Consider the following 19,712-nt stretch of genomic DNA (forward strand, 5'->3'; position numbering starts at 1 on the left):
GAATCCGGCCCGGGGCGCTCCCTCGCACCGCGTCAGCGGTGCGGGTTCCAGCCGGAGCGGTCGCGGTCTTTGCCGAGAGAGCGACCGCCCCGGCCTTTTCCGTCCCTTCGACTCGGGAGATTCGCAATGCGTGCGTATATCGGCGGTCATACGGCCGTCTCGGTGGACGACTTCATGGAAATGGCCCTTGGCACACCGCCGGAGCTGTGGCTCGGTGTGGAGGGCGAAAGTGAGATGGAGCGGGCAGCCCGGTTGGACGCGGCGCGGGACATCCTCGCTGAGAACCCGCAGTTGCCGGACGACGTGACCCGGCTCGCCGCAGAGGTCATCGAGACCTACGCGCCGGAGCTGTTCGGTGCGCTTCCGCTGACCCGCCCGACCGGGTCCAGGCGCTCCGCCCGGAAGGGAGCGGCGGCATGAGCACCCCGGAGACGAAGCTGTCGGCCGCGCACGCCGAGGTGAAGGCGGAGATCGCCCACACGGACACGAAGACAGGTCTGTTGCTGGCGTTCATCGGCGCTGTGCTGGCCGGGACCTGGACGGTCGCCAAGGACACGCCGCTGAGCACCGCTTCTCTCGCGGTAGGTGGCGCGGGCATGGCGCTGTTGGTTACGGCAGCCGCACTGCTGCTGCGGTCGGTACGTCCCAACATCAAGGGGCGGCACGGCTTCCCGCTGTGGGCCACGCTCACCGCGGAGGAGATCACCGCCCATCTGAGCGAGGACCGCCTCAGCACGGACATCGCGGGTCTGTCCCGTCTCGCGGTGGCCAAGTTCACCGGTCTGTGCCGTGCGGTTGACCTCACCTGCGCAGGCGGTTCGCTGCTTGTCGTCGCGATCCTGATCGTCGCTGGGGGTGCGGCATGACGACGGCGCAGAGCGTCGAGCGTCCGGCGGTACCACCCCTGACCCGCCCGGAGATGGGCCTTGCCGGACTGGCCGCGCTCGCCGCGGCAGGAGTCGGCGCACTGGGGCTGGCTTCGTCCTTTGACGCGGTCTCGGAGGCTGCCAGTCGTTGGGGATTCGGGTCCCCGTGGATGCTGCCGGTCGGCATCGACCTGGCGATTCCGGTCTTCACGGTGGCCAATCTGCTGTTGGTCCGGATGGACATGGCAGTCGCGTGGGTGCGGTTCGTGCCCTGGTTGCTCACCGGGGTGACCTGCGGGCTGAACGTCGCTGCGGGACACGGGATGTGGGCGAAGGTCGCGCACGGCACGATGCCGCTGCTGTGGGTGGTGTTCTCCGAGATCGGCGCTCACATCTACGCCGTTCGGATCGGAGCAGCGACCGGACGCCGGATGGAGAAGATCCGGGTTTCCCGCTGGCTGCTCGCCCCTCTGTCGACCTTCGGGCTGTGGCGGCGCATGACGTTGTGGGAGATCACCTCGTACGCGGACGCGCTCGCCCGGGAGAGGGAACGGCAGCTCGCCCGCGCCGCGCTGCGGGAGCGGCACGGGCGCCGCTGGCGCTCCCGTACCCCGCGCCAGGAACGCGTACTGCTGAAGCTGGGGGAACTCTCCCCTGCCGAAGACAGTCCCGTTGCCGAACCCGATGCCTCCCCGGAGCCGTCCGGCTCGGAGACAGCGGAACTGCCCAAGGTGCCTCGCAAGCGCACCACCAAAGCGACGACGGGCAGCAAGACCGCGAAGCGCCGGTCTCTGGCGGAACTGCTCATCGACGCCCGCGAGATCACGTCCGGCTGGGCCGATGACGGCATCCACGCGGAATCGATCCGGACCGCACTGCGCTGCTCGGCAGCGAACTCCCGAAAGGTACGGGACGCGCTGCTGAGCGAGCGGTCCGACAGTCGGCGCCTGCACCCCGTCGAGAACGGCGGAGCCGAGGGGGCGGCCGCATGAACACCGTATTCGCCGCCGTCACCGCGGCCGGACCGATCGCGGCCGGATGGACCGCACACACCTGGTGGCTCCGCCGGCGTCTGGACAGGGCCCGGCGCGACCCGCTCACCGGACTGTGGACCCGCGACGGGTTCACCACCCGTGCGACCGCACTGCTGAAGGACCCTCGGGCCGTGGTCGTGCTGGCAGATGTCGACCGCTTCAAGGACATCAACGACACCCACGGTCATGCCGCCGGAGACGCACTCCTCAAGGCGACAGCGGACCGGCTCGCCCACTACATCGGCCCGTCCGGTGTGGCGGGGCGCCTGGGGGGTGATGAGTTCGCCGCCGTCATCGTCGACCAGCACGGGACCGTGGCCGATCTGCTCGCCGTTCTGCACGGTGTCCTTGCCCGTCCGGTCGACGGGCAGGCGCCCGCCGTGCGCACCACGGTGTCACTGGGGTGGGTCCGCTCCGCCGACCATCGGGGCGAGGACCTGTCGGGTCTGTTACGGCGCGCGGATGAGGCCATGTACGCGGCCAAGCAGGCGCGGGCAGGGACACGCCGGGCCGGACTCGGCACCCTGCTCGGGCCGCTGACCGGACGCCGTTCCGGCCGGCGCGGAAGTCGGCGTACCAACGGCAAGGATGCTCGGGCGGCTGGGTGATGTCCCCGACGTTCGGCAAGTGCTACGACCCGACCGGCGTCCGCTACGGCATCCCCACCTACCCGTGGAAGCTCGCCCCCGACGGCTACGCCACCCGGCGGCAACTGCGGGCCCTCGGGCTCCGGCCCGGCGGACAGCCCGTAGCCGCGCAGATCATGCGCCGCTCGCGCCGACGCAAGGCGGGTGTGGCGGTCGCCTTCCTCTACCGCGTCGACCTCGCCCGACCGGTCCGGCCGATGACTCCGGCCAAGCGGACCGCGCTCGCCAAAGCGACGCTCGCCCGCCGTACCTGCCCCGCCTGCCGGGCGGACCGGGGGTACGTCATCCCGATCTCGCTCGGCATCTGCGTTCCCTGCGCCTACCCCGAGGAACAGCGCGCCGCCTGAACAAGGCACGCACTTTGCGTGCCTACCTTCGCCCCTCTGGGGCTGACCATCACCTGTACGGGCCCGGCCGCTCACCTCCTACAGCGTCGGCCGGGCCCGCCTTTCCCTCCCGAGAGAAGGAAGCTTCAGTGAAGCACCCCGATGACGAGAACGAACTCTTCAACCGACTCGAAGCCGAGATGGACGCCGACTCCAACGGCGATGTGGTCGACCTCGGCAAGGCGCGGTCGGCCCGTACCGAGTCGGCCGACGCGACTGTCCGCCCGGCGGTCGACGGGGCGCCCGACTCTCTGCCGTGCGGATCGGGCGAAGCACTGCCCGATCGGTCGCCCGACCCGTCCGGCACGGGGTCGCCGACGGTCATGGTCGACAGTCCCGCCCCGACCGGTCCCGGTGTGATGGATCGGGTACGGGATGGGTCGCGGCGTGCCGTGGTTCCCGGGTGGGCGCGCTCGAAGCCGGAGTTCGTGAACGCGCTCGGTTGGCTGGGCGGGTACGCCTGGCACACCACCGCGTTCCACGCGGTCCGGCTGCCCTGGTACGGGCTCCGCCTCACCGTCCAAGCCCCGGCCGGTGCCGCGAAGTTCGTGGGCGGTGCGATGCGCTGGGTCGCCGACACCGAGGGCGAGCCGCTGCGGCAGGTTGCCGCCCGGCGTGAGGACGTGGAGCAGTACCTCAAGCTCTCCCGCCAGCGCGACAACCGGGTCAAGCTCCGCAGCATCCTCGCCGTGCTGGCGCTTGTCGTCGGTCCGGTGCTCGCCCTGGTCCTGTACGCGCTCGCCCCCACCTGGGTGACGGTCGTCGCGCTGGCTGTGCTGACGGTCGGGCTCGGGTTCCTCGGGGCGCCCGCGGACAAGCCCGTCATCTCCCGTGCAGTCGTGACGACCGAGGTGGAGCGGCTGACGTCCAACATCGTGGAGCGCGCCCTCGGAGCCCTCGGCATCGCTGAGATCAACAAGGCGCTCGGCAAGGGCGGGGAGGGCATCAAGTTCCCCGCGCCGATCACGCGGGACGGACCCGGCTGGCGTGCGGATGTCGACCTTCCGTACGGGGTGACCGTGCCGGACATCCTCGACCGGCGGGAGAAGCTCGCGTCCGGTCTGCGGCGCCCGCTGGGGTGTGTCTGGCCGGAGCCGGTCGCCGATGAGCACGCCGGGCGGATGATGCTGTGGGTCGGGGACAAGGCCCTGAACAAGGTCACCCCGCCCGCCTGGCCGCTCACCAGGTCCGGTGCCGCGTCGCTGTTCAAGCCGGTGCCGTTCGGTACCGATCAGCGCGGTCGGAACGTCGACATCACGCTGATGTACGACAACGTCCTCATCGGCGCCATGCCCGGCATGGGCAAGACGTTCTCCCTGCGCACCCCGCTGCTTGCCGCCGCCCTCGATCCGCTCGCGGAACTTCTGATCTGGGAGCTGAAGGGCACCGGCGACCTGGACGCCATCGGGAAGAAGGTGGCAGCCGACTACGGCTCCGGTCCGGACGACGACACATGCGCCGCCGCGCTGGATTCGATCCGGTACGTCCACAAGGACCTGGAACGCCGCGCCAAGGTCATCAGCGGGCTGCCCAAGGACAAGTGCCCGGAGAACAAGGTCACTCCCGCGCTCGCTGCCAACCGGTCCCTCGGGCTTCACCCGCTGGTGCTGTCGATCGACGAGTGCCAGGAACTCTTCTCGCACGAGAAGTACGGCAAGGAAGCCGGGGTCCTGTGCACGGCGATCATCAAGCGCGGCCGGGCGCTCGGGGTGATCCTGCTGCTGGCGACCCAGCGGCCGGACAAGGACTCGCTGCCGACCGCGATCAGCGCGAACGTGGGCACGCGGTTCTGCCTGCGGGTCATGGGCCAGATCGAAAACGACATGATCCTCGGCACGTCCACGTACAAGAACGGCATCCGCGCAACGTCGTTCACCAAGTCGGACAAGGGCATCGGCTACCTCGTGGGTGCCGCGGACGATCCGCAGATCGTCCGCACCTACTACATCGACGGGCCGACCGCGGACCGGATCTGTGACCGGGCCCGCAAGGCCCGGATCGAGGCGGGCACCCTGTCGGGTCTGGCCGCGGGCGTGGAGCCGGAGCGGCGCACGACGGCGGACACGCTGCTGGAGGACATCCTCGCCGTGACGTCGGCCGATGAGGCCAAGCCCTGGAACGACATCACCGTGGACCGGCTCGCCGAACTCCGCCCCGAGCGGTACGGGCCGTGGTCGGAGATGGAGCCCGCCGAGAAGGCACGGCAGCTCACGGCCGCGCTCAAGCCGTACGGGGTGACCACCGGGCAGGTGGCGCGCCGGATCAACGGCAAGACCGTCAACCGCACCGGCTTCGAGCGCGCCCGCGTCCCAGATGCGATTGCGGAGCGTGACCGTAGGTAGGACGCGAGCTGACCGCCAGGGGCCTCTAGCGCTAGACCGCCGACCCTCTAGCGCTAGAGGTCCCGCTAGCGGCACGCATAGCACTTGATCAGCAGGCTAGCCGCTAGACGCTCACCTGCGAGAACATCGGAAACCGCCCTGGAAGGGGCTCTCATGACCCCGATCGCGCTCACTGTCGCCTGCCTGGCGATGATTACATTCTGTTATGCATCTCTGTGTGCGGCTTCGCCATTCGGCACCTGCCGCAGGTGCAACGGGCTCGGTTTCGCCCTGACCGCCAACCGCAAGGGCAAGCCCAAGCGCGGCAAGACCTGCCGCCGCTGCAAGGGCCATGGCAAGCGGATACGCGCTGGCCGCTGGCTCTACAACCGAGCCACCCGCACCTACCGTGCCGGCACCCGCTGACCCCGGACATGAAACGGCCGACGGTGCCCGTCATAAGACGTACCCCGCTCTGTGCAGGAGCTAGGTGGGCGCAACCGTCGGCCAGACCTCCGGGCTTGCCAGCACCCGGAGTTCGCGCAGCGTACCCAGCCTTCCCCGTCCACTGTCAAAGGAGTTTCCCGTCGTGGCCGTGACCGTCTCTCTCGTCTTCCTCTTCGGACTGGTCCTGTTCTTCCTGCTCCGCTCCAACTCCCTCGGCTACGGCGCCGCGTTCACCGCCGCCGGGTTCGGGTTCTTCCTCGCCTCCACCGGCGCGGCCGGGCCCATCAACGAACTCACCACCGCCGCCATCAACGCCCTCGGCAACCTGTGAAGGAGCGCCATCCCATGAACGAACAGATCACCGCGCGCCACTGGCTCGCCGCCGCTCTCCCCAAAGCCGCCCCGGCACTGGCCACATCGACCGTGCTGTTCCTCGCCCGGATTTGGAACGCCAACGGCGCTGAGCACTCGACCGGCAACGCCGTGCTGATGACCGCGCTCGCCCTCGGAGCAGCGGGGGCCGGTGTCTGCGCGTCCGTCGGTCGTGCGGGGAACGGCGTCCTCGCCGGAACCGCTTTCGCCGCTTCCGGCGGGCTCGCCCTCGCCGGAGTCGCCGGATACGCCGACGGCATCTCGCTGCCCCTGCTGCTGTGGGCACTGGCCACGACGGTGGCTTACGGGCTCGCCGCCCGCCACTGGCGCACCGACCGCCGAGCCACCGTCGCCCACGAGCGGCACGTGAGCGAACGGCGCGAGACGCACGCGCACGTGGAACGCGTCGAATCCCTGCGGGCCGGAGCCCAGATCGAAACCGCGCGCGTGGGAGCCGCGTACGCCGAACAGCTCGCCGCCGCGCTCGTCACCCGCGCCGCGCTGCCCGGCTTCAACCCGGCCGTGCTCAACGAGGCGGGCCTGCCCGAACTGCCCGCCGTCACCACCCAGGAGCGCTGAACCCGATGGAGACAACCGTCATGAACGCCGACGCCTGGTTCGTCACGATGCACACCCATGTGGACGGTCGCCGGTACCGCCCGGAGCCGATCAGCCTGGACGCGGCGCTGGCAGGCATCCGGAAGGCCCGGCGGAGCCCCAAGGCAGTGGACACCGTGAACGTCTACGCCTTCACCGGCCGGGACGGCACCGCCCTGCACGTGGCCTACGTCCACTTCATCCCGGGGCGCTGGTCGGGCGTCAACGACGTGATCGACATTTACGAGATCCCCACGGACGCCTCCACCGACCTGTAGCTACGCCCGGAGCGGTCGCGGTCTTTTGCCGAGAGAGCGACCGCTCCGGCTCTCCGTCCCTTCGCAGAAACAGGAGAACCCCCAGCATGACACCGACCCCTACTCCAGCGCTGCTCGCTGCCGCACTCACCGCCGCCGGGCGCGGCTGGCCCGTCTTTCCGCTCCGCCCCGGAGACAAGCGGCCTGCCGGACACGCGGAAGCCCGCTGTCCCGGCACCGGCCGCTGCACCGACGGGCACCGCACGCCCGAGCAGCGCGCGACGCTCGACCCGGATGTGCTCGCTGCCGCATGGGGTACGGCGCCGTACAACATCGGCATCGCCACCGGTCCGGCCGGTCTGCTCGTGGTGGACCTGGACGTACCCAAGGACGACAACGACACCTCGCCTGAGGAGTGGGCGGGGGTGACCGACGGCATGGACGTGTTCGCCGTGCTCTGCGAACAGGCCGGTGAGCGGCTGCCGACCGAGACGTACACGGTGCGCACCCGCCGCGGTGGACTGCACCTGTACTTCACCGCCCCTGAGGGAAAGACGCTACGCAGCGGGGCGGGGGCGCTGGGCTGGAAGGTCGACACCCGCGCGTGGGGCGGATACGTGCTCGCGGCCGGAAGCACGATGAACGGGCGCACGTACGAGATCGTTCACGACGCGCCGCCGCTCCCCCTCCCTGCGTGGCTCAGTGACGCGCTCACCCCACTGCCCGCGTCTGCTCCGATGCCGATCGAGACGCTGTCGGCCCACATGCGGCACGCCTCCGCCTACGTCGCCACAGCAGTGCGGGGAGAGCTGGAAAAGGTGCAGTCCGCCCGCCAGGGCGGTCGTAATCGTGCCCTGTACTTCGCCGCCTACGCACTCGCCCGCTTCATCCGCCGGGGCGACCTGAACGAGTCCGCCGCCGATGCCGAACTGACCGCGGCCGGGCTCACCGCCGGCCTTTCCCCGGGGGAGTGCCGTACCGCGATCGCTTCCGGCTTCCGCCGCGGCGGCGCCAGCGAAGGAGCGAACGCCGCGTGAGCACCAGCGCCATCCCGCCCCTGCACCTGTACTCCGTCCCCAGCGAGCAGCAGACCACCCGGGAGGCACCGCCGAAGCGGGAGCGCCCCCGGACCGCGTGGACCGCCGATCAGTTGATGGCGGCGGAGTTCCCCGAGCCGAAGTGGGCCGTGCCCGGCATCCTCGCCGAGGGTGTGAGCCTGCTCGCCGGACCGCCCAAGGTCGGCAAGTCCTGGCTCTCCCTCGGGCTCGCGCTCTCCGTCGCGGCCGGAGGCAACGCGTTCGACTCCGTCCCCGTTCAGGGCGGACCCGTGCTCTACCTCGCCCTGGAAGACACCCCGCGCCGTCTCCAGACCCGCATGGGCAAGCTCCTCGGCGGACAGCCAGCACCAGCCGGGCTCACTCTCGTGACCGAATGCCCGCCCTTCCCTCAAGGAGGAGTCGAAGCGATCGCCCAGTGGCTGGAGCGCAATCCGGACGCGCGGATGGTCGTCATCGACGTGTTTGCCAAGATGCGCGGACAGGCCCCGGCCGGAGTCTCGGCCTACGACGCCGACTATGTCTCCGTCGGCTACGCCAAGCGGCTCGCGGACCACTATGGCATCGCCGTCGTCCTGGTCCACCACGTCCGCAAAGCCGCTTCCGAGGACTTCCTCACCGAGGTATCCGGCACCAACGGCATCGCCGGAGCAGCAGACGCCACCCTCGTACTCAAACGCGCCCGCGGGCAGGCAGACGGCATCCTCCACGTAACCGGACGCGACGTGAACGAAGCCGAGTACGCCCTCCAGTTCCAGGAAGCCTCCGGAGCCTGGCACCTGCTCGACGGACCCGCCTCCGACCACACCATCGGCGACACCCGCGCCGCCATCCTCCGGCACGTCCGTGCCCACCCCGGAGCCAAGCCCAAAGACATGGCGAGCGCACTCCCGCACGTCGACATCGACACGATCCGCCGTACCTGCTCCCGCATGGCCGGAGACGGACAACTCACCAAGGACCCCGGCGGCCGGTACTACCCGGACACCGAGACCCGGACACGGACCGGCCCGGAGGTGTCCGGGCTGTCCGACTGTCTGGTTGACCCGACTGACCAGCGCGAACATCCCGGACAGCCGGAGTTGGAGCTGTCCGGGCTGTCCGATTCCGAAGCCGAGGGGAAGGCGACATGAGCGCCCGCACGCGGGACGAGAAGCTGACCGTCAAAGAGGTCATCGCGGATTTGAAGGTCGCCCCGTCGACCTTCTACCGGTGGCGCCAGTTGGGGAAGGGGCCACGCTCGATCAAGCTCCCGAACGGCGACGTACGGATTCGGCGCTCGGAGTACGAGCGCTGGCTCGCGGAGCGGGAGGACGCTGCGTGAGTACGGAGAACGACACTCCGGCAGGGCGCTCTCGCGGGTCTGCCCGGCCGGGCTACTCCTTCGACGTCAAACTGTGGAAGGTCACCAAGACCGGCCGCAAGTCCCGCCCGTGGCGCCTCCGGTGGGTGGTTGCCGGGCAGGTGCACGGCGACACGTTCACCACGTCGGCTCTCGCGGAGAGCCGACGGTCCGAGCTTTGGCAGGCCATGAACCGGAGGGGCGAAGCGTTCGAGCTCGAATCGGGACTGCCTGAGTCCGAGGTGCGCGCGGCGGCCGAAGCCATTGAGGCAGCGGACGCCGAACCGCCCGTGCGGTGGTTCGAGTTCTGCCGGAAGTACATGGCCGGACGTTGGCGTACGAGCGCAGCCAAGACCCGTGAGGGCATGGCGGACGGTCTTGCGGCTGTGACGCTCGCCATGGTCAAGCGTGGTGACGGCACCCCCGCCGATGAGATCCTTCGGCTGGCCTTTCGCTGGGGGATTGTGCCCGCGAACGCCAAGGAGGATCCGCCAGCCGAACTCGCGGCTGCGTACGACTGGATCACGACCACCGACCGGCCCCTGGGCGACCTTGCCCAAACGGATGTGCTCGAAGATGTGCTGTACCGCGTCAGCTACAAGCTGGATGGCACTCCGGCGGCAGGCGACACCTACAAGCGGCGCCGCCGGGCCCTGAACGCTGCTCTCGAACACGCCGTTGCCACCGGAACGCTTCAGGAGAACCCCCTTCAACGAAGCCGCCGAAAGCGCGTTGGCTCCAACAACGTGGTGGACCCGCGCGTTCTGGTGAATGCCCTCCAGGCCCGGCAGTTACTCGCCGCCGTTTCGTACGTGGGTTCCTGGGACCGCTGCCGGGGGCGGCGTCTGGTCGCCTTCTACGCGGCTCTGTACTACGCGGGGCTACGGCCGGCGGAAGCGGTCGGGCTACGGCTGTCGGACTGCCACCTCCCAGAGCAGGGCTGGGGCACGCTGACACTGCGGGAGACCCGCCCTGTTTCCGGGAAACAGTGGACCGACTCCGGCGAGCGCCACGACCGCCGCGGCCTGAAGGCCCGCGAAGCGACTACCGACCGACCGGTCCCCATCCCGCCCGTCCTGGTCGCCATCCTCCGGGCGCACCTGAAGGAGTTCGGAACCGCCGAAGAGGGGCGCGTGTTCGGGAACGAGCGCGGGGGAGTGGTCGGCTCATCCACCTACTGGCGAGTGTGGGAGGAAGCGCGGGAGTACGCCCTACCGCCGGAGCGCATCGACTCACCATTGGCCGGGCGCCCGTACGACCTGCGGCACGCGTGCATTACGCGCTGGCTGAACGCGGGGGTGCCGATCGCTGAGGTGGCCCGGCGGGTCGGCAACTCGCCGGAGGTGATCCACCGGCGGTACCACGGCTGCATCGACGGTCATGAGGAAGCTGCCAACGCCAAGATCTCGCAGGTTCTTGAGGCAGACGGTGACGCCGCCTAGTCGCGCATAGTGGAGGCGTGACTTATTCGATTGCGTGGATGCACGGAATCGTTGACGTGTCCACACATCTATGATGTTTGCTGCAGTTCTTCGAGGCGCCATTGGGCCTAGGGCTAGAACATAATTCAGCTGTTCTCTGCCTCGCCGATGTGGCGTAGTCGCAACCGCCCTCGACTCCGAGAGCCGTCACGACGTCTCGGCCACGGCACGATCTCCAAATTCACAATGCTTTCACTCGGGGGCGGCGGCCGGTCGAGAATCCGGCACAGGGTTCCGGAAGACCACGGCCGGCCGCTGCGAGTTTTGTGTCCCTCGCCATCAAGCATCGAGCAGATAGTGCGCAACGGTACGCCTTGGTCGCGCAACTGCGCAGCTCGGGTCTTGGCTTCCTGCTCCCTCGGATCCGGGGCGAGGCCGCCTTGGACGGCAACCCACCCGTAAGGTGGCGCCCCGTACGCGTAGCCGCCCTGCGCGTGCTTGCGGCGTCGACCTTCCTGCATGAGCTCGGTTTGAGGGCGTCGGTTGCGATCTTCTTCGTCGGCTTCCCACAGCAACTTCCGCATTACGCTCATCATTTGCGACAAGGGTGCGAGAGTGCCCGTGTCGGCGGCAAGGACCTTGCCTGCATGATTTGGCAGGCATAGATCGTAGGGGAACAACTGCGGGACCTGCGCGAAACGTTGCCTCGGGAGAACGAAAGAGGGTCCTCGTTCTTCAGTGAGGAGGCCACCCAGGCGCCACGTGCTTAGTGATCCGACGTCGTAAATTGCGATTATCTCGTGGCTGTTGCGCCGAGCCCAGTTACGCAATTCTCGCTCTTGCTGGTCGGCCGGATAGGCAAAGCCCATGAGCCTGTCGATAACGGGACCCGCGAGGATCAAGCCCATGACACGCACGATCCCCCCAAGATCATTTGCTGCAGTTATAGACCGTCGTGGCGCGCAAACGGGACCACAGATCAGCATTGCGGATGACCGAAGCCCCCGCGCTACGTCCCGTCAAGAACCGGCGCGGGGGCTTGATCCAACGTGCCTAGGAGGCCCGTCATGCTTCACCGTACGCAGAAGAGTTCCCTGTCGCCACCACGTCGCACGCCCCTTGCTCGCCGGCGAGCGAGATTGTGGAAGTCGCTCGCCCGCACAGCTCTCCATGGTCTCGTTCGGGGATTGACAGGAGCGGCAGGAGCAGCAGCCTTCGGCTTGATCGTCTGGTGGCTCCAGGCGTGATCGCATGGGTTGTGCCGCCTCTGCTGCACCATCCGCCGATTGATATGTGCAGCGGTTTCCTGGCTGCGGTCGCCTTGAACCGTGTGTCGGAGGTGTGTCGCGACCACTGAGAGACAACGAGAAAGAGCGGGAGTCAGTAAGACTGACTCCCGCTCTTTCATGTCGGCATCCGCACTGGTCAGAGCGTGGTTTCCACTGGCTGACCGGCGAGTGCCCCCGGCAGGATTCGAACCTGCGCACACGGCTCCGGAGGCCGTTGCTCTATCCCCTGAGCTACGGGGGCGTACCACCCCGCCCGGCAGTGCCGTTCGGCGGTGACGGGTAGAACACTACCAGCTTCCACAGGCTCCCCATGAACAGGTATTTCCGTCGTCCCACGCGCCCCTCGCGGCCGTCCCGCACCCCCTTCCACCTCGGACGAACCCATGCGGGCGGGCGTCCGCGTGGACGGGGCGGCGTCGCTCGCACGAGGCGGAAGTGGGGAAAAGCCGGACGGGAGCCTGGCCGGCGACCTACCCTCAAGTTGTGTCAGGCGCGTCCGGCCGTGTGCTCGTTGTCGACGACAACCGGGTCATCCGGCAGTTGATCAGGGTCAACCTTGAGCTGGAGGGCTTCGAGGTCGTGACCGCGGCTGATGGTGCCGAGTGTCTGGAAGTCGTCCAACAGGTGCGGCCCGATGTCGTCACGCTCGACGTCGTCATGCCCAGGCTCGACGGGCTGCGCACCGCCGCTCGGCTGCGGGCCGATGCCGCGACCAGTCATCTGCCGGTGGCGATCATCAGCGCATGCACCCAGTACGAGGTCGAGAGCGGTATCGCCGCCGGTGTCGACGCCTTCCTCGCCAAGCCCTTCGAGCCCACCGAGTTGATCCGTCTCGTGGCGCAGTTGATGCGGCGGGACCCACCGCCGGCCGTTGACGGGCGGCGCGGGGCCGGGCACGCGGGGAGTGCCTGTGGCTGACCGCATGGCGAAACACGTTCGCTAAGCGCCCCCCTTCCTCGCCTACGCTTGTCCCGTGACCCCCGCTGATCTCTCGCGAACCGTGCTGCACGCTGTGCACCGCGCGGTGCAGGACGGTGTGCTGAGTGCACCCGTTCCCGAGCGGGTCAGTGTGGAGCGGCCCCGTCCAGGGGGGCGCGGTGACTACGCCACCAACGTCGCACTCCGGCTCGCAGGCCCCGCCGGACAGCCCCCTCGTGCCGTCGCCGAGACCCTCCGGGCGCGGATCGTCGACGACTCCCGGATCGCCTCCGTCGAGATCACCGGGCCGGGCTTCCTCAACATCACCCTGCGGGCGGGTGCGCAGCAGGCTCTGGTGCGACGGGTGCTGGAGCAGGGAATCCGCTACGGACACCGGGACGGGCAGGACGACCAACGGGACCCACGGCCCCTGCTCGATGTTCCCCGCGTCCAGGGGGAAGGCGACCTTCGGATCCGGCTCTGGGCCCAGAGCGTTCAGCGGCTGCGGGCGGCCCAGGGGTTCGGGCAGGAGTTCGTCGCGGAGACGGGTTCCCTCGACGCCTCGGGACCGGACGTACCGTACGACGACGAGACCCGCTGGGCCATGCTCTCCGTCGCGGCCCATGACCACCCCCGGCCTCCGGCGCACTTCCTGCCCCAGCGCGAGGACAACCCCCTCTTCCAGGTCCGCTACGCACACTCCCGTGCCCGTGCCCTCACCCGCAACGCCGCCGCGTTGGGTTTTGTCGGTGTGCCCGATGAGCAGGTGGACACACCGCTCGCCCAACTCGTCGAGGACCACCCCGCGGTCCTGGCGTCCGCCGCCCGACTGGGCGCGCCCGATCGGCTCGCCCGGCACCTTGAGGCGACCGCCGACGCCCTGCTCGACTTCCAGCACTGCGTACTCCCCCTCGGTGACGAGAAACCCATGGCCGCCCACCGCTCCCGGCTCGCTCTCGCCGAAGCCGCCGGGACGGTGTTGGCCGGTGGCCTGTCCCTGCTCGGCATCAGCGCACCCGTACATCTGTGAGAGAGACACCATGAGCCGTTCCGCACACCCCGCCGGGCCCCGTCACGCCGATGTGCTCCCCGAGGGGCACTACTCCGCGCCCCCGGCGGACCTGAACGCCCTCGACGAGAAGGTCTGGGCCCGTACCGTCCGACGTGAAGCGGACGGTGTGGTCACTGTCGGCGGCATCGAAGTCACCAAGTTGGCCGAGGAGTTCGGCACCCCCGCCTACATCCTCGACGAGACGGACTTCCGGGCCCGCTGCCGTGCGTGGGCCGATGCCTTCGGGGAGAGCGCAGACGTCTTCTATGCCGGCAAGGCGTTCCTGAGCCGGGCCGTGGTGCGCTGGCTGCACGAGGAGGGGCTTAACCTCGACGTGTGTTCCGGCGGCGAGTTGAACACCGCCCTCGACGCGGGAATGCCCGCCGACCGCATCGCTTACCACGGAAACAACAAGTCGCCCGAGGAGATCGAGCGCGCCATCCGGGCCGGAGTGGGGCGGATCGTCCTCGACTCCTTCCAGGAGATCGTGCGCGTCGCCCACATCGCCGGCGGTCTCGGCGTGCGCCAGCGGGTGCAGATCCGGGTCACCGTCGGCGTGGAAGCACACACGCACGAGTTCATCGCCACCGCGCACGAGGACCAGAAGTTCGGCATTCCGCTGGCCGGGGGCCAGGCGGCCGAAGCCGTGCGCAGGGTCCTCACGCTGGACGCCCTCGAACTGATCGGCATCCACTCCCACATCGGCTCGCAGATCTTCGACACCTCCGGCTTCGAGGTGGCGGCCCACCGGGTCATCGGTCTGCTGCGCCAGGTCCGCGACGAACACGGAGTCGAACTGCCCGAGATCGACCTCGGCGGCGGCCTCGGAATCGCGTACACGCCCGCCGACGACCCCCGCGAGCCGCACCACATCGCGAAGGCGCTGCACGAGATCGTCACCAGGGAGTGTGAGGCCGCAGGGCTGCGCACCCCCCGCATCTCCGTGGAGCCGGGGCGGGCCATCGTCGGTCCGACCGCGTTCACGTTGTACGAGGTGGGGACGATCAAGCCGCTGGAGGGCTTGCGGACCTATGTCAGCGTGGACGGCGGGATGTCGGACAATATCCGTACCGCGCTGTACGACGCCGAGTACAGCGTGGCCCTGGTTTCTCGTACATCCGATGCCGCACCGATGCTCTCGCGCGTCGTCGGGAAGCACTGCGAGAGCGGGGACATCGTGGTCAAGGACGCGTTCCTGCCCGCCGATGTCGCACCCGGGGACCTGCTCGCCGTACCCGCGACCGGTGCCTACTGCCGGTCGATGGCGAGCAACTACAACCATGCCCTCAGGCCCCCGGTCGTGGCGGTCAACGACGGTGCGGCGCGAGTGATCGTCCGGCGTGAGACGGAGGAAGATCTCCTGCGTCTGGACGTCGGTTGAGTGAGATAGATGTCTCGCATACCGGACGGGGGATAGAAATCACCGTCCGGTGAGTGAGACTGGTCCAACCCTGAGAAGTGATTGAGAAGCGAGGTCGGATGATGCGTACGCGTCCGCTGAAGGTGGCGCTGCTGGGCTGTGGAGTGGTCGGCTCAGAGGTGGCGCGCATCATGACGACGCACGCCGACGACCTCGCGGCCAGGGTGGGTGCCCCGGTGGAACTCGCGGGCGTGGCCGTCCGCCGCCCCGACCGGGTGCGCGAGGGCATCGACCCCGCACTCATCACCACTGATGCCACAGCCCTGGTCAAACGGGGCGACATCGACGTCGTCATCGAGGTCATCGGCGGCATCGAGCCCGCCCGCACCCTGATCACCACCGCCTTCGAACACGGCGCTTCGGTGGTCTCCGCGAACAAGGCCCTCCTCGCGGAGGACGGTGCCACGCTGTATGCCGCCGCCGAGCAGCACGGCCGTGACCTCTACTTCGAGGCTGCCGTCGCCGGCGCCATCCCGTTGATCCGGCCGCTGCGTGAATCGCTCGCCGGCGACACGGTCAACCGGGTCCTCGGCATCGTCAACGGCACCACCAACTTCATCCTCGACAAGATGGACAACTCCGGCGCCGGCTACTCCGAGGCGCTCGACGAGGCCACGGCGCTCGGCTACGCCGAAGCCGATCCGACCGCCGACGTCGAGGGCTTCGACGCCGCGGCGAAGGCCGCGATCCTCGCCGGGATCGCCTTCCACACCCGGGTGCGCCTCGACGACGTGTACCGCGAGGGCCTCACCGAGGTCACCGCGGCGGACATGGCCTCCGCACGGCGGATGGGCTGCACCGTGAAGCTGCTCGCGATCTGCGAGCGCGCCGCCGACGGCCGGTCGGTCACGGCCCGCGTGCACCCGGCGATGATTCCGCTCAGCCATCCGCTCGCCTCCGTCCGCGAGGCGTACAACGCCGTCTTCGTCGAGGCGGAGGCCGCCGGACAGTTGATGTTCTACGGTCCGGGAGCCGGCGGTGCGCCGACCGCGTCCGCCGTCCTCGGCGACCTGGTGGCCGTCTGTCGCAACAAGCTCGCCGGCGCCACGGGTCCGGGGGAGTCCGCGTACACCCAGTTGCCCGTGAGTCCCATGGGCGATGTGGTCACGCGGTACCACATCAGTCTCGACGTCGCCGACAAGCCGGGCGTGCTCGCCCAGGTGGCCACGGTCTTCGCCGAGCACGGGGTGTCGATCGACACCGTTCGTCAGCAAGGACGTCCGGACGGCGGCGGCGAGGCTTCGCTGGTCGTCGTCACCCACCGTGCGCTGGACGCCGCCCTCTCGGGGACGGTCGAAGCGTTGCGGAGGCTCGACACCGTTCGCGGTGTCGCCAGCATCATGCGTGTTGAAGGGGAGTAAGGGACCCATGACGACCAACAGCCCCCGGCGGGGAACCCATCAGTGGCGCGGCATCATCGAGGAGTACCGGGACCGGCTTCCGGTCACGGACACGACGCCGGTCGTCACGCTCCGCGAGGGCGGTACGCCGCTCGTTCCGGCTCAGGTCCTTTCCGAGCGCACCGGCTGCGAGGTCCACCTCAAGGTCGAGGGCGCCAACCCCACGGGGTCGTTCAAGGACCGCGGGATGACCATGGCGATCACCCGGGCCAAGGAAGAGGGCGCCCAGGCCGTCATCTGCGCCTCCACGGGCAACACCTCCGCGTCCGCCGCCGCCTACGCGGTACGGGCGGGGATGGTCTGTGCGGTGCTGGTGCCGCAGGGCAAGATCGCGCTGGGGAAGATGGGTCAGGCCCTCGTCTACGGCTCGAAGATCCTCCAGGTCGACGGCAACTTCGACGACTGCCTGAATCTGGCCAGAAGTCTGTCCGAGAACTATCCGGTCGCCCTGGTGAATTCGGTGAACCCCTACCGGATCGAGGGTCAGAAGACCGCGTCGTTCGAAATCGTCGACGCCCTCGGGGATGCACCCGACATCCATGTACTGCCCGTCGGCAACGCCGGAAACATCACGGCGTACTGGAGGGGATACAAGGAGTACGCGGCGGACGGCCTGTCCACCCGGACCCCGCGGATGTGGGGCTTCCAGGCGTCCGGCTCGGCGCCGATCGTCCGCGGTGAGATCGTCAAGGACCCCTCGACCATCGCCACCGCGATCCGCATCGGCAACCCCGCTTCCTGGCAGCAGGCGATCGCGGCCCGTGATGAGTCGGGTGGCTTCATCGACGAAGTGACGGACCGTGAAATCCTGCGCGCCTACCGGCTGTTGGCCTCGCAGGAGGGCGTCTTCGTCGAGCCGGCCTCGGCGGCTTCCGTGGCCGGTCTGCTGAAGGCGGCGGAGGCGGGCAAGGTCGATCCCGGCCAGCGGATCGTCTGCACGGTCACCGGAAACGGACTCAAGGACCCGGACTGGGCGGTGGCGGGTGCGCCGCAGCCCGTGACGGTCCCCGTCGACGCGGTGACTGCGGCAGAGCGGCTCGGACTCGTCTGAGCCCGGATCGTGCGGGTGGGCCCTTCTCCGGGAGGGCCCCCCGAAGCGCGCGAAGCGGTCACCGTCGGACGACCTCCGACGGGATCGGATGGCGCGAGGCTTGGGCGCCACGCCGGAATGCGAAGTGCCCGGCTTTTGAGAAATCGTATTCCGGGCTCTTTTCCTCAGGTTGCCGAACCGGTGAACGCGCCGGCCCGCTGCGGCGTATTTCCGACCGAAGGAAAGATCTACCCCGGCGAAAGTTCTGCAAAGCAGGGCATCGGCGAACGTAGAGGCACAGCAGGCATGCGACACGCATCGTGCGCCTCCTGTGCGCCCTATGTCGCCACAGAACCTTCCTTCGATAGGCTGTACTGAACCCGCCCCGCCGCGTGTGCCGCGGTGTTGTTGCCGTTACGGCCCTCGGGTGTCCGGTTGTTCGTAGTTTCGTCGTTGCATCGTTGTGAATCTCCCGAAATCACGCAGTCAGAACCAAGGAGTGTCATCGAGCGATGGCCGGTCCAGCGTTCCGCGCCGCCGCCGTCCGAGTGCGCGTACCCGCCACCAGCGCCAATCTCGGCCCGGGCTTTGATGCCCTCGGCCTGTCTTTGGGGCTGTACGACGATGTCGTCGTCAGGGTCGCGGACTCCGGTCTGCATATCGACATCGCAGGTGAGGGCGCTTCCACGCTGCCCCGCGATGAGAGTCATCTGCTCGTACGGTCACTTCGTACGGCCTTCGGGCTGCTCGGCGGTCAGCCGCGCGGACTGGAAGTCGTCTGTGCCAACCGCATTCCGCACGGGCGTGGTCTCGGATCCTCGTCCGCGGCCATCTGCGCCGGGATCGTCGCCGCTCGCGCGGTGACGATAGGTGGCGACGTCAGGCTCGACGACACCGCGTTGCTTGAACTGGCGACCGAGATCGAGGGTCACCCCGACAATGTCGCCGCCTGTCTCCTCGGCGGCTTCACCCTCGCCTGGACGGACGGGGGAGCGGCCCGTGCCATCAGGATGGAACCGGCCGATTCCGTGGTTCCCGTGGTCTTCGTCCCCGAGAATCCGGTGCTCACCGAGACGGCTCGGGGCCTGCTGCCGCGAACCGTCCCCCATGTGGACGCAGCGGCCAACGCGGGCCGCTCCGCCCTGCTCGTCGAGGCTCTGACCAGGCGTCCCGAGTTGTTGCTGCCCGCCACGGAGGACCGCCTCCACCAGGAGTACCGCGCCCCGGCGATGCCGCAGAGCGTCGATCTGGTCAACCGTTTGCGCGCGGACGGCGTCCCCGCAGTCATCTCCGGTGCCGGCCCCACGGTGCTGGCGCTGGCCGATGAGGGCACGGCCGACAAAATCGCCCTACTGGCGGGTAGCGGCTGGGCCGCCAACCGGCTCGCCATCGACACTTCGGGCGCGAGCGTGCTGCCGCTCGCTCCGGCGGGTGCGACCTCGTCCGGTGACGATTCGCATCCGCAGTGACCTCGCAGTGACACGGGATTGCCGGTGATGGAGAGGGGGAATGTTTGTTGGAGCCGGTAGTGTTAACCTCAAGTCTGCAACCGATGCCATTGCGGCTCGGAGCTTCGTGTCCCATTCGGGACCGCGCATTCTTCCGGGAGCCTCCCCCAACTGCCTGAGCAGCCTGCCTGAGCAGTTTTGAGCACGCTCCGGAACCGGCACGACACCTCCCGTTCCGCCAGGAGTGGGCCGAGCAGGGGGAATCTCGGGCCGGACCTGCATGTATCTGACTCTCCGCCGCACCACATTCGGCGGGGACCACCGCCCCGGCACGGTCCGTTCATCCGGACCGCCGGACAGCACAACCGGTCGCCGAGCCAGAAGGCCGACGTCCGCTCCAGGGAAGGACCC

At 68.9% G+C, this 19,712-nt stretch carries 21 protein-coding genes and 1 tRNA gene; 20 read left to right on the plus strand and 2 right to left on the minus strand.

All coding sequences use genetic code 11. The features are described 5' to 3' along the window. Positions 1–126 precede the first annotated feature (126 nt). From OID54_RS26125 to OID54_RS26190, 14 genes are all read left to right on the plus strand, one after another. Positions 127–420: a hypothetical protein gene (locus OID54_RS26125; protein WP_329023336.1), complete on the plus strand. Its 294-nt coding sequence runs from the start codon at positions 127–129 to the stop codon at positions 418–420. After that, a complete protein-coding gene (locus tag OID54_RS26130; protein WP_329023339.1) occupies positions 417–866 on the plus strand; it encodes a Pycsar system effector family protein in 450 nt (149 codons plus the stop codon). The genes OID54_RS26125 and OID54_RS26130 overlap by 4 nt, the downstream gene beginning before the upstream one ends. After that, positions 863–1,858 carry a DUF2637 domain-containing protein gene (locus OID54_RS26135; RefSeq protein ID WP_329023340.1) on the plus strand — a complete coding sequence of 332 codons (996 nt, stop codon included), beginning with the start codon at positions 863–865 and terminating at the stop codon, positions 1,856–1,858. The genes OID54_RS26130 and OID54_RS26135 overlap by 4 nt, the downstream gene beginning before the upstream one ends. Further along, positions 1,855–2,508 (plus strand): GGDEF domain-containing protein, encoded by a 654-nt coding sequence (locus OID54_RS26140; RefSeq protein ID WP_329023342.1) that lies wholly within the window; start codon positions 1,855–1,857, stop codon positions 2,506–2,508. The genes OID54_RS26135 and OID54_RS26140 overlap by 4 nt, the downstream gene beginning before the upstream one ends. Beyond that, positions 2,508–2,894 carry an RRQRL motif-containing zinc-binding protein gene (locus OID54_RS26145; RefSeq protein ID WP_329023343.1) on the plus strand — a complete coding sequence of 129 codons (387 nt, stop codon included), beginning with the start codon at positions 2,508–2,510 and terminating at the stop codon, positions 2,892–2,894. Before OID54_RS26140 ends, OID54_RS26145 begins: the two co-directional genes overlap by 1 nt. Before the next feature lie 128 nt (positions 2,895–3,022). Then, positions 3,023–5,275 carry a cell division protein FtsK gene (locus OID54_RS26150; RefSeq protein ID WP_329023345.1) on the plus strand — a complete coding sequence of 751 codons (2,253 nt, stop codon included), beginning with the start codon at positions 3,023–3,025 and terminating at the stop codon, positions 5,273–5,275. Between the two features lie 153 nt (positions 5,276–5,428). Further along, positions 5,429–5,680, plus strand: a complete 252-nt coding sequence (locus tag OID54_RS26155) for a hypothetical protein (protein ID WP_329023346.1) — start codon at positions 5,429–5,431, stop codon at positions 5,678–5,680. A gap of 163 nt (positions 5,681–5,843) precedes the next feature. Beyond that, positions 5,844–6,032: a hypothetical protein gene (locus OID54_RS26160; protein ID WP_329023348.1), complete on the plus strand. Its 189-nt coding sequence runs from the start codon at positions 5,844–5,846 to the stop codon at positions 6,030–6,032. A 14-nt stretch (positions 6,033–6,046) separates the two neighbouring features. Further along, positions 6,047–6,652 (plus strand): hypothetical protein, encoded by a 606-nt coding sequence (locus OID54_RS26165; RefSeq protein WP_329023350.1) that lies wholly within the window; start codon positions 6,047–6,049, stop codon positions 6,650–6,652. Between the two features lie 5 nt (positions 6,653–6,657). Then, positions 6,658–6,948 carry a hypothetical protein gene (locus OID54_RS26170; RefSeq protein ID WP_329023351.1) on the plus strand — a complete coding sequence of 97 codons (291 nt, stop codon included), beginning with the start codon at positions 6,658–6,660 and terminating at the stop codon, positions 6,946–6,948. An 86-nt stretch (positions 6,949–7,034) separates the two neighbouring features. Then, positions 7,035–7,964, plus strand: coding sequence for a bifunctional DNA primase/polymerase (locus OID54_RS26175; RefSeq protein ID WP_329023353.1), 930 nt, complete (start codon positions 7,035–7,037; stop codon positions 7,962–7,964). Continuing rightward, positions 7,961–9,115 (plus strand): AAA family ATPase, encoded by a 1,155-nt coding sequence (locus tag OID54_RS26180; protein WP_329023354.1) that lies wholly within the window; start codon positions 7,961–7,963, stop codon positions 9,113–9,115. The genes OID54_RS26175 and OID54_RS26180 overlap by 4 nt, the downstream gene beginning before the upstream one ends. Then, positions 9,112–9,306, plus strand: coding sequence for a helix-turn-helix transcriptional regulator (locus OID54_RS26185; protein WP_329023355.1), 195 nt, complete (start codon positions 9,112–9,114; stop codon positions 9,304–9,306). The genes OID54_RS26180 and OID54_RS26185 overlap by 4 nt, the downstream gene beginning before the upstream one ends. Then, positions 9,303–10,766, plus strand: a complete 1,464-nt coding sequence (locus tag OID54_RS26190; protein ID WP_329023357.1) for a tyrosine-type recombinase/integrase — start codon at positions 9,303–9,305, stop codon at positions 10,764–10,766. Before OID54_RS26185 ends, OID54_RS26190 begins: the two co-directional genes overlap by 4 nt. A 125-nt stretch (positions 10,767–10,891) precedes the next feature. Here OID54_RS26190 and OID54_RS26195 read toward each other — a convergent pair whose 3' ends face one another. Both OID54_RS26195 and OID54_RS26200 read right to left on the minus strand, forming a co-directional pair. Then, entirely contained in the window at positions 10,892–11,653 is a 762-nt protein-coding gene (locus OID54_RS26195; protein ID WP_329023359.1) for a hypothetical protein, read from the minus strand. 550 nt (positions 11,654–12,203) lie between these two features. Then, positions 12,204–12,275, minus strand: a tRNA-Arg gene (locus OID54_RS26200). Positions 12,276–12,469: 194 nt separating this feature from the next. On the opposite strand from OID54_RS26200, the gene OID54_RS26205 reads away from it, so the two are divergent. The 6 genes from OID54_RS26205 (at position 12,470) to thrB (ending at position 19,322) form a co-directional block, all read left to right on the plus strand. After that, the gene (locus OID54_RS26205) at positions 12,470–12,952 is read left to right on the plus strand and encodes a response regulator (protein WP_358876005.1); all 483 of its coding nucleotides are present in this window, start codon (positions 12,470–12,472) and stop codon (positions 12,950–12,952) included. 55 nt (positions 12,953–13,007) lie between these two features. Next, a complete protein-coding gene (gene nrtL / locus OID54_RS26210; RefSeq protein WP_329023363.1) occupies positions 13,008–13,982 on the plus strand; it encodes an ArgS-related anticodon-binding protein NrtL in 975 nt (324 codons plus the stop codon). A 10-nt stretch (positions 13,983–13,992) separates the two neighbouring features. Beyond that, positions 13,993–15,384, plus strand: a complete 1,392-nt coding sequence (gene lysA, locus OID54_RS26215) for a diaminopimelate decarboxylase (RefSeq protein ID WP_329023365.1) — start codon at positions 13,993–13,995, stop codon at positions 15,382–15,384. A gap of 101 nt (positions 15,385–15,485) precedes the next feature. Continuing rightward, positions 15,486–16,784 (plus strand): homoserine dehydrogenase, encoded by a 1,299-nt coding sequence (locus OID54_RS26220; protein WP_329027797.1) that lies wholly within the window; start codon positions 15,486–15,488, stop codon positions 16,782–16,784. Between the two features lie 7 nt (positions 16,785–16,791). Continuing rightward, the gene (gene thrC / locus OID54_RS26225) at positions 16,792–17,874 is read left to right on the plus strand and encodes a threonine synthase (protein WP_329023367.1); all 1,083 of its coding nucleotides are present in this window, start codon (positions 16,792–16,794) and stop codon (positions 17,872–17,874) included. 491 nt (positions 17,875–18,365) lie between these two features. After that, complete coding sequence (gene thrB, locus OID54_RS26230) at positions 18,366–19,322, plus strand: homoserine kinase (RefSeq protein WP_329023370.1); 957 nt, start codon at positions 18,366–18,368, stop codon at positions 19,320–19,322. The last annotated feature ends 390 nt before the right edge of the window (positions 19,323–19,712 follow it).

It is taken from the genome of Streptomyces sp. NBC_00690, assembly GCF_036226685.1.
In the GTDB taxonomy this organism is placed as follows: domain Bacteria; phylum Actinomycetota; class Actinomycetes; order Streptomycetales; family Streptomycetaceae; genus Streptomyces.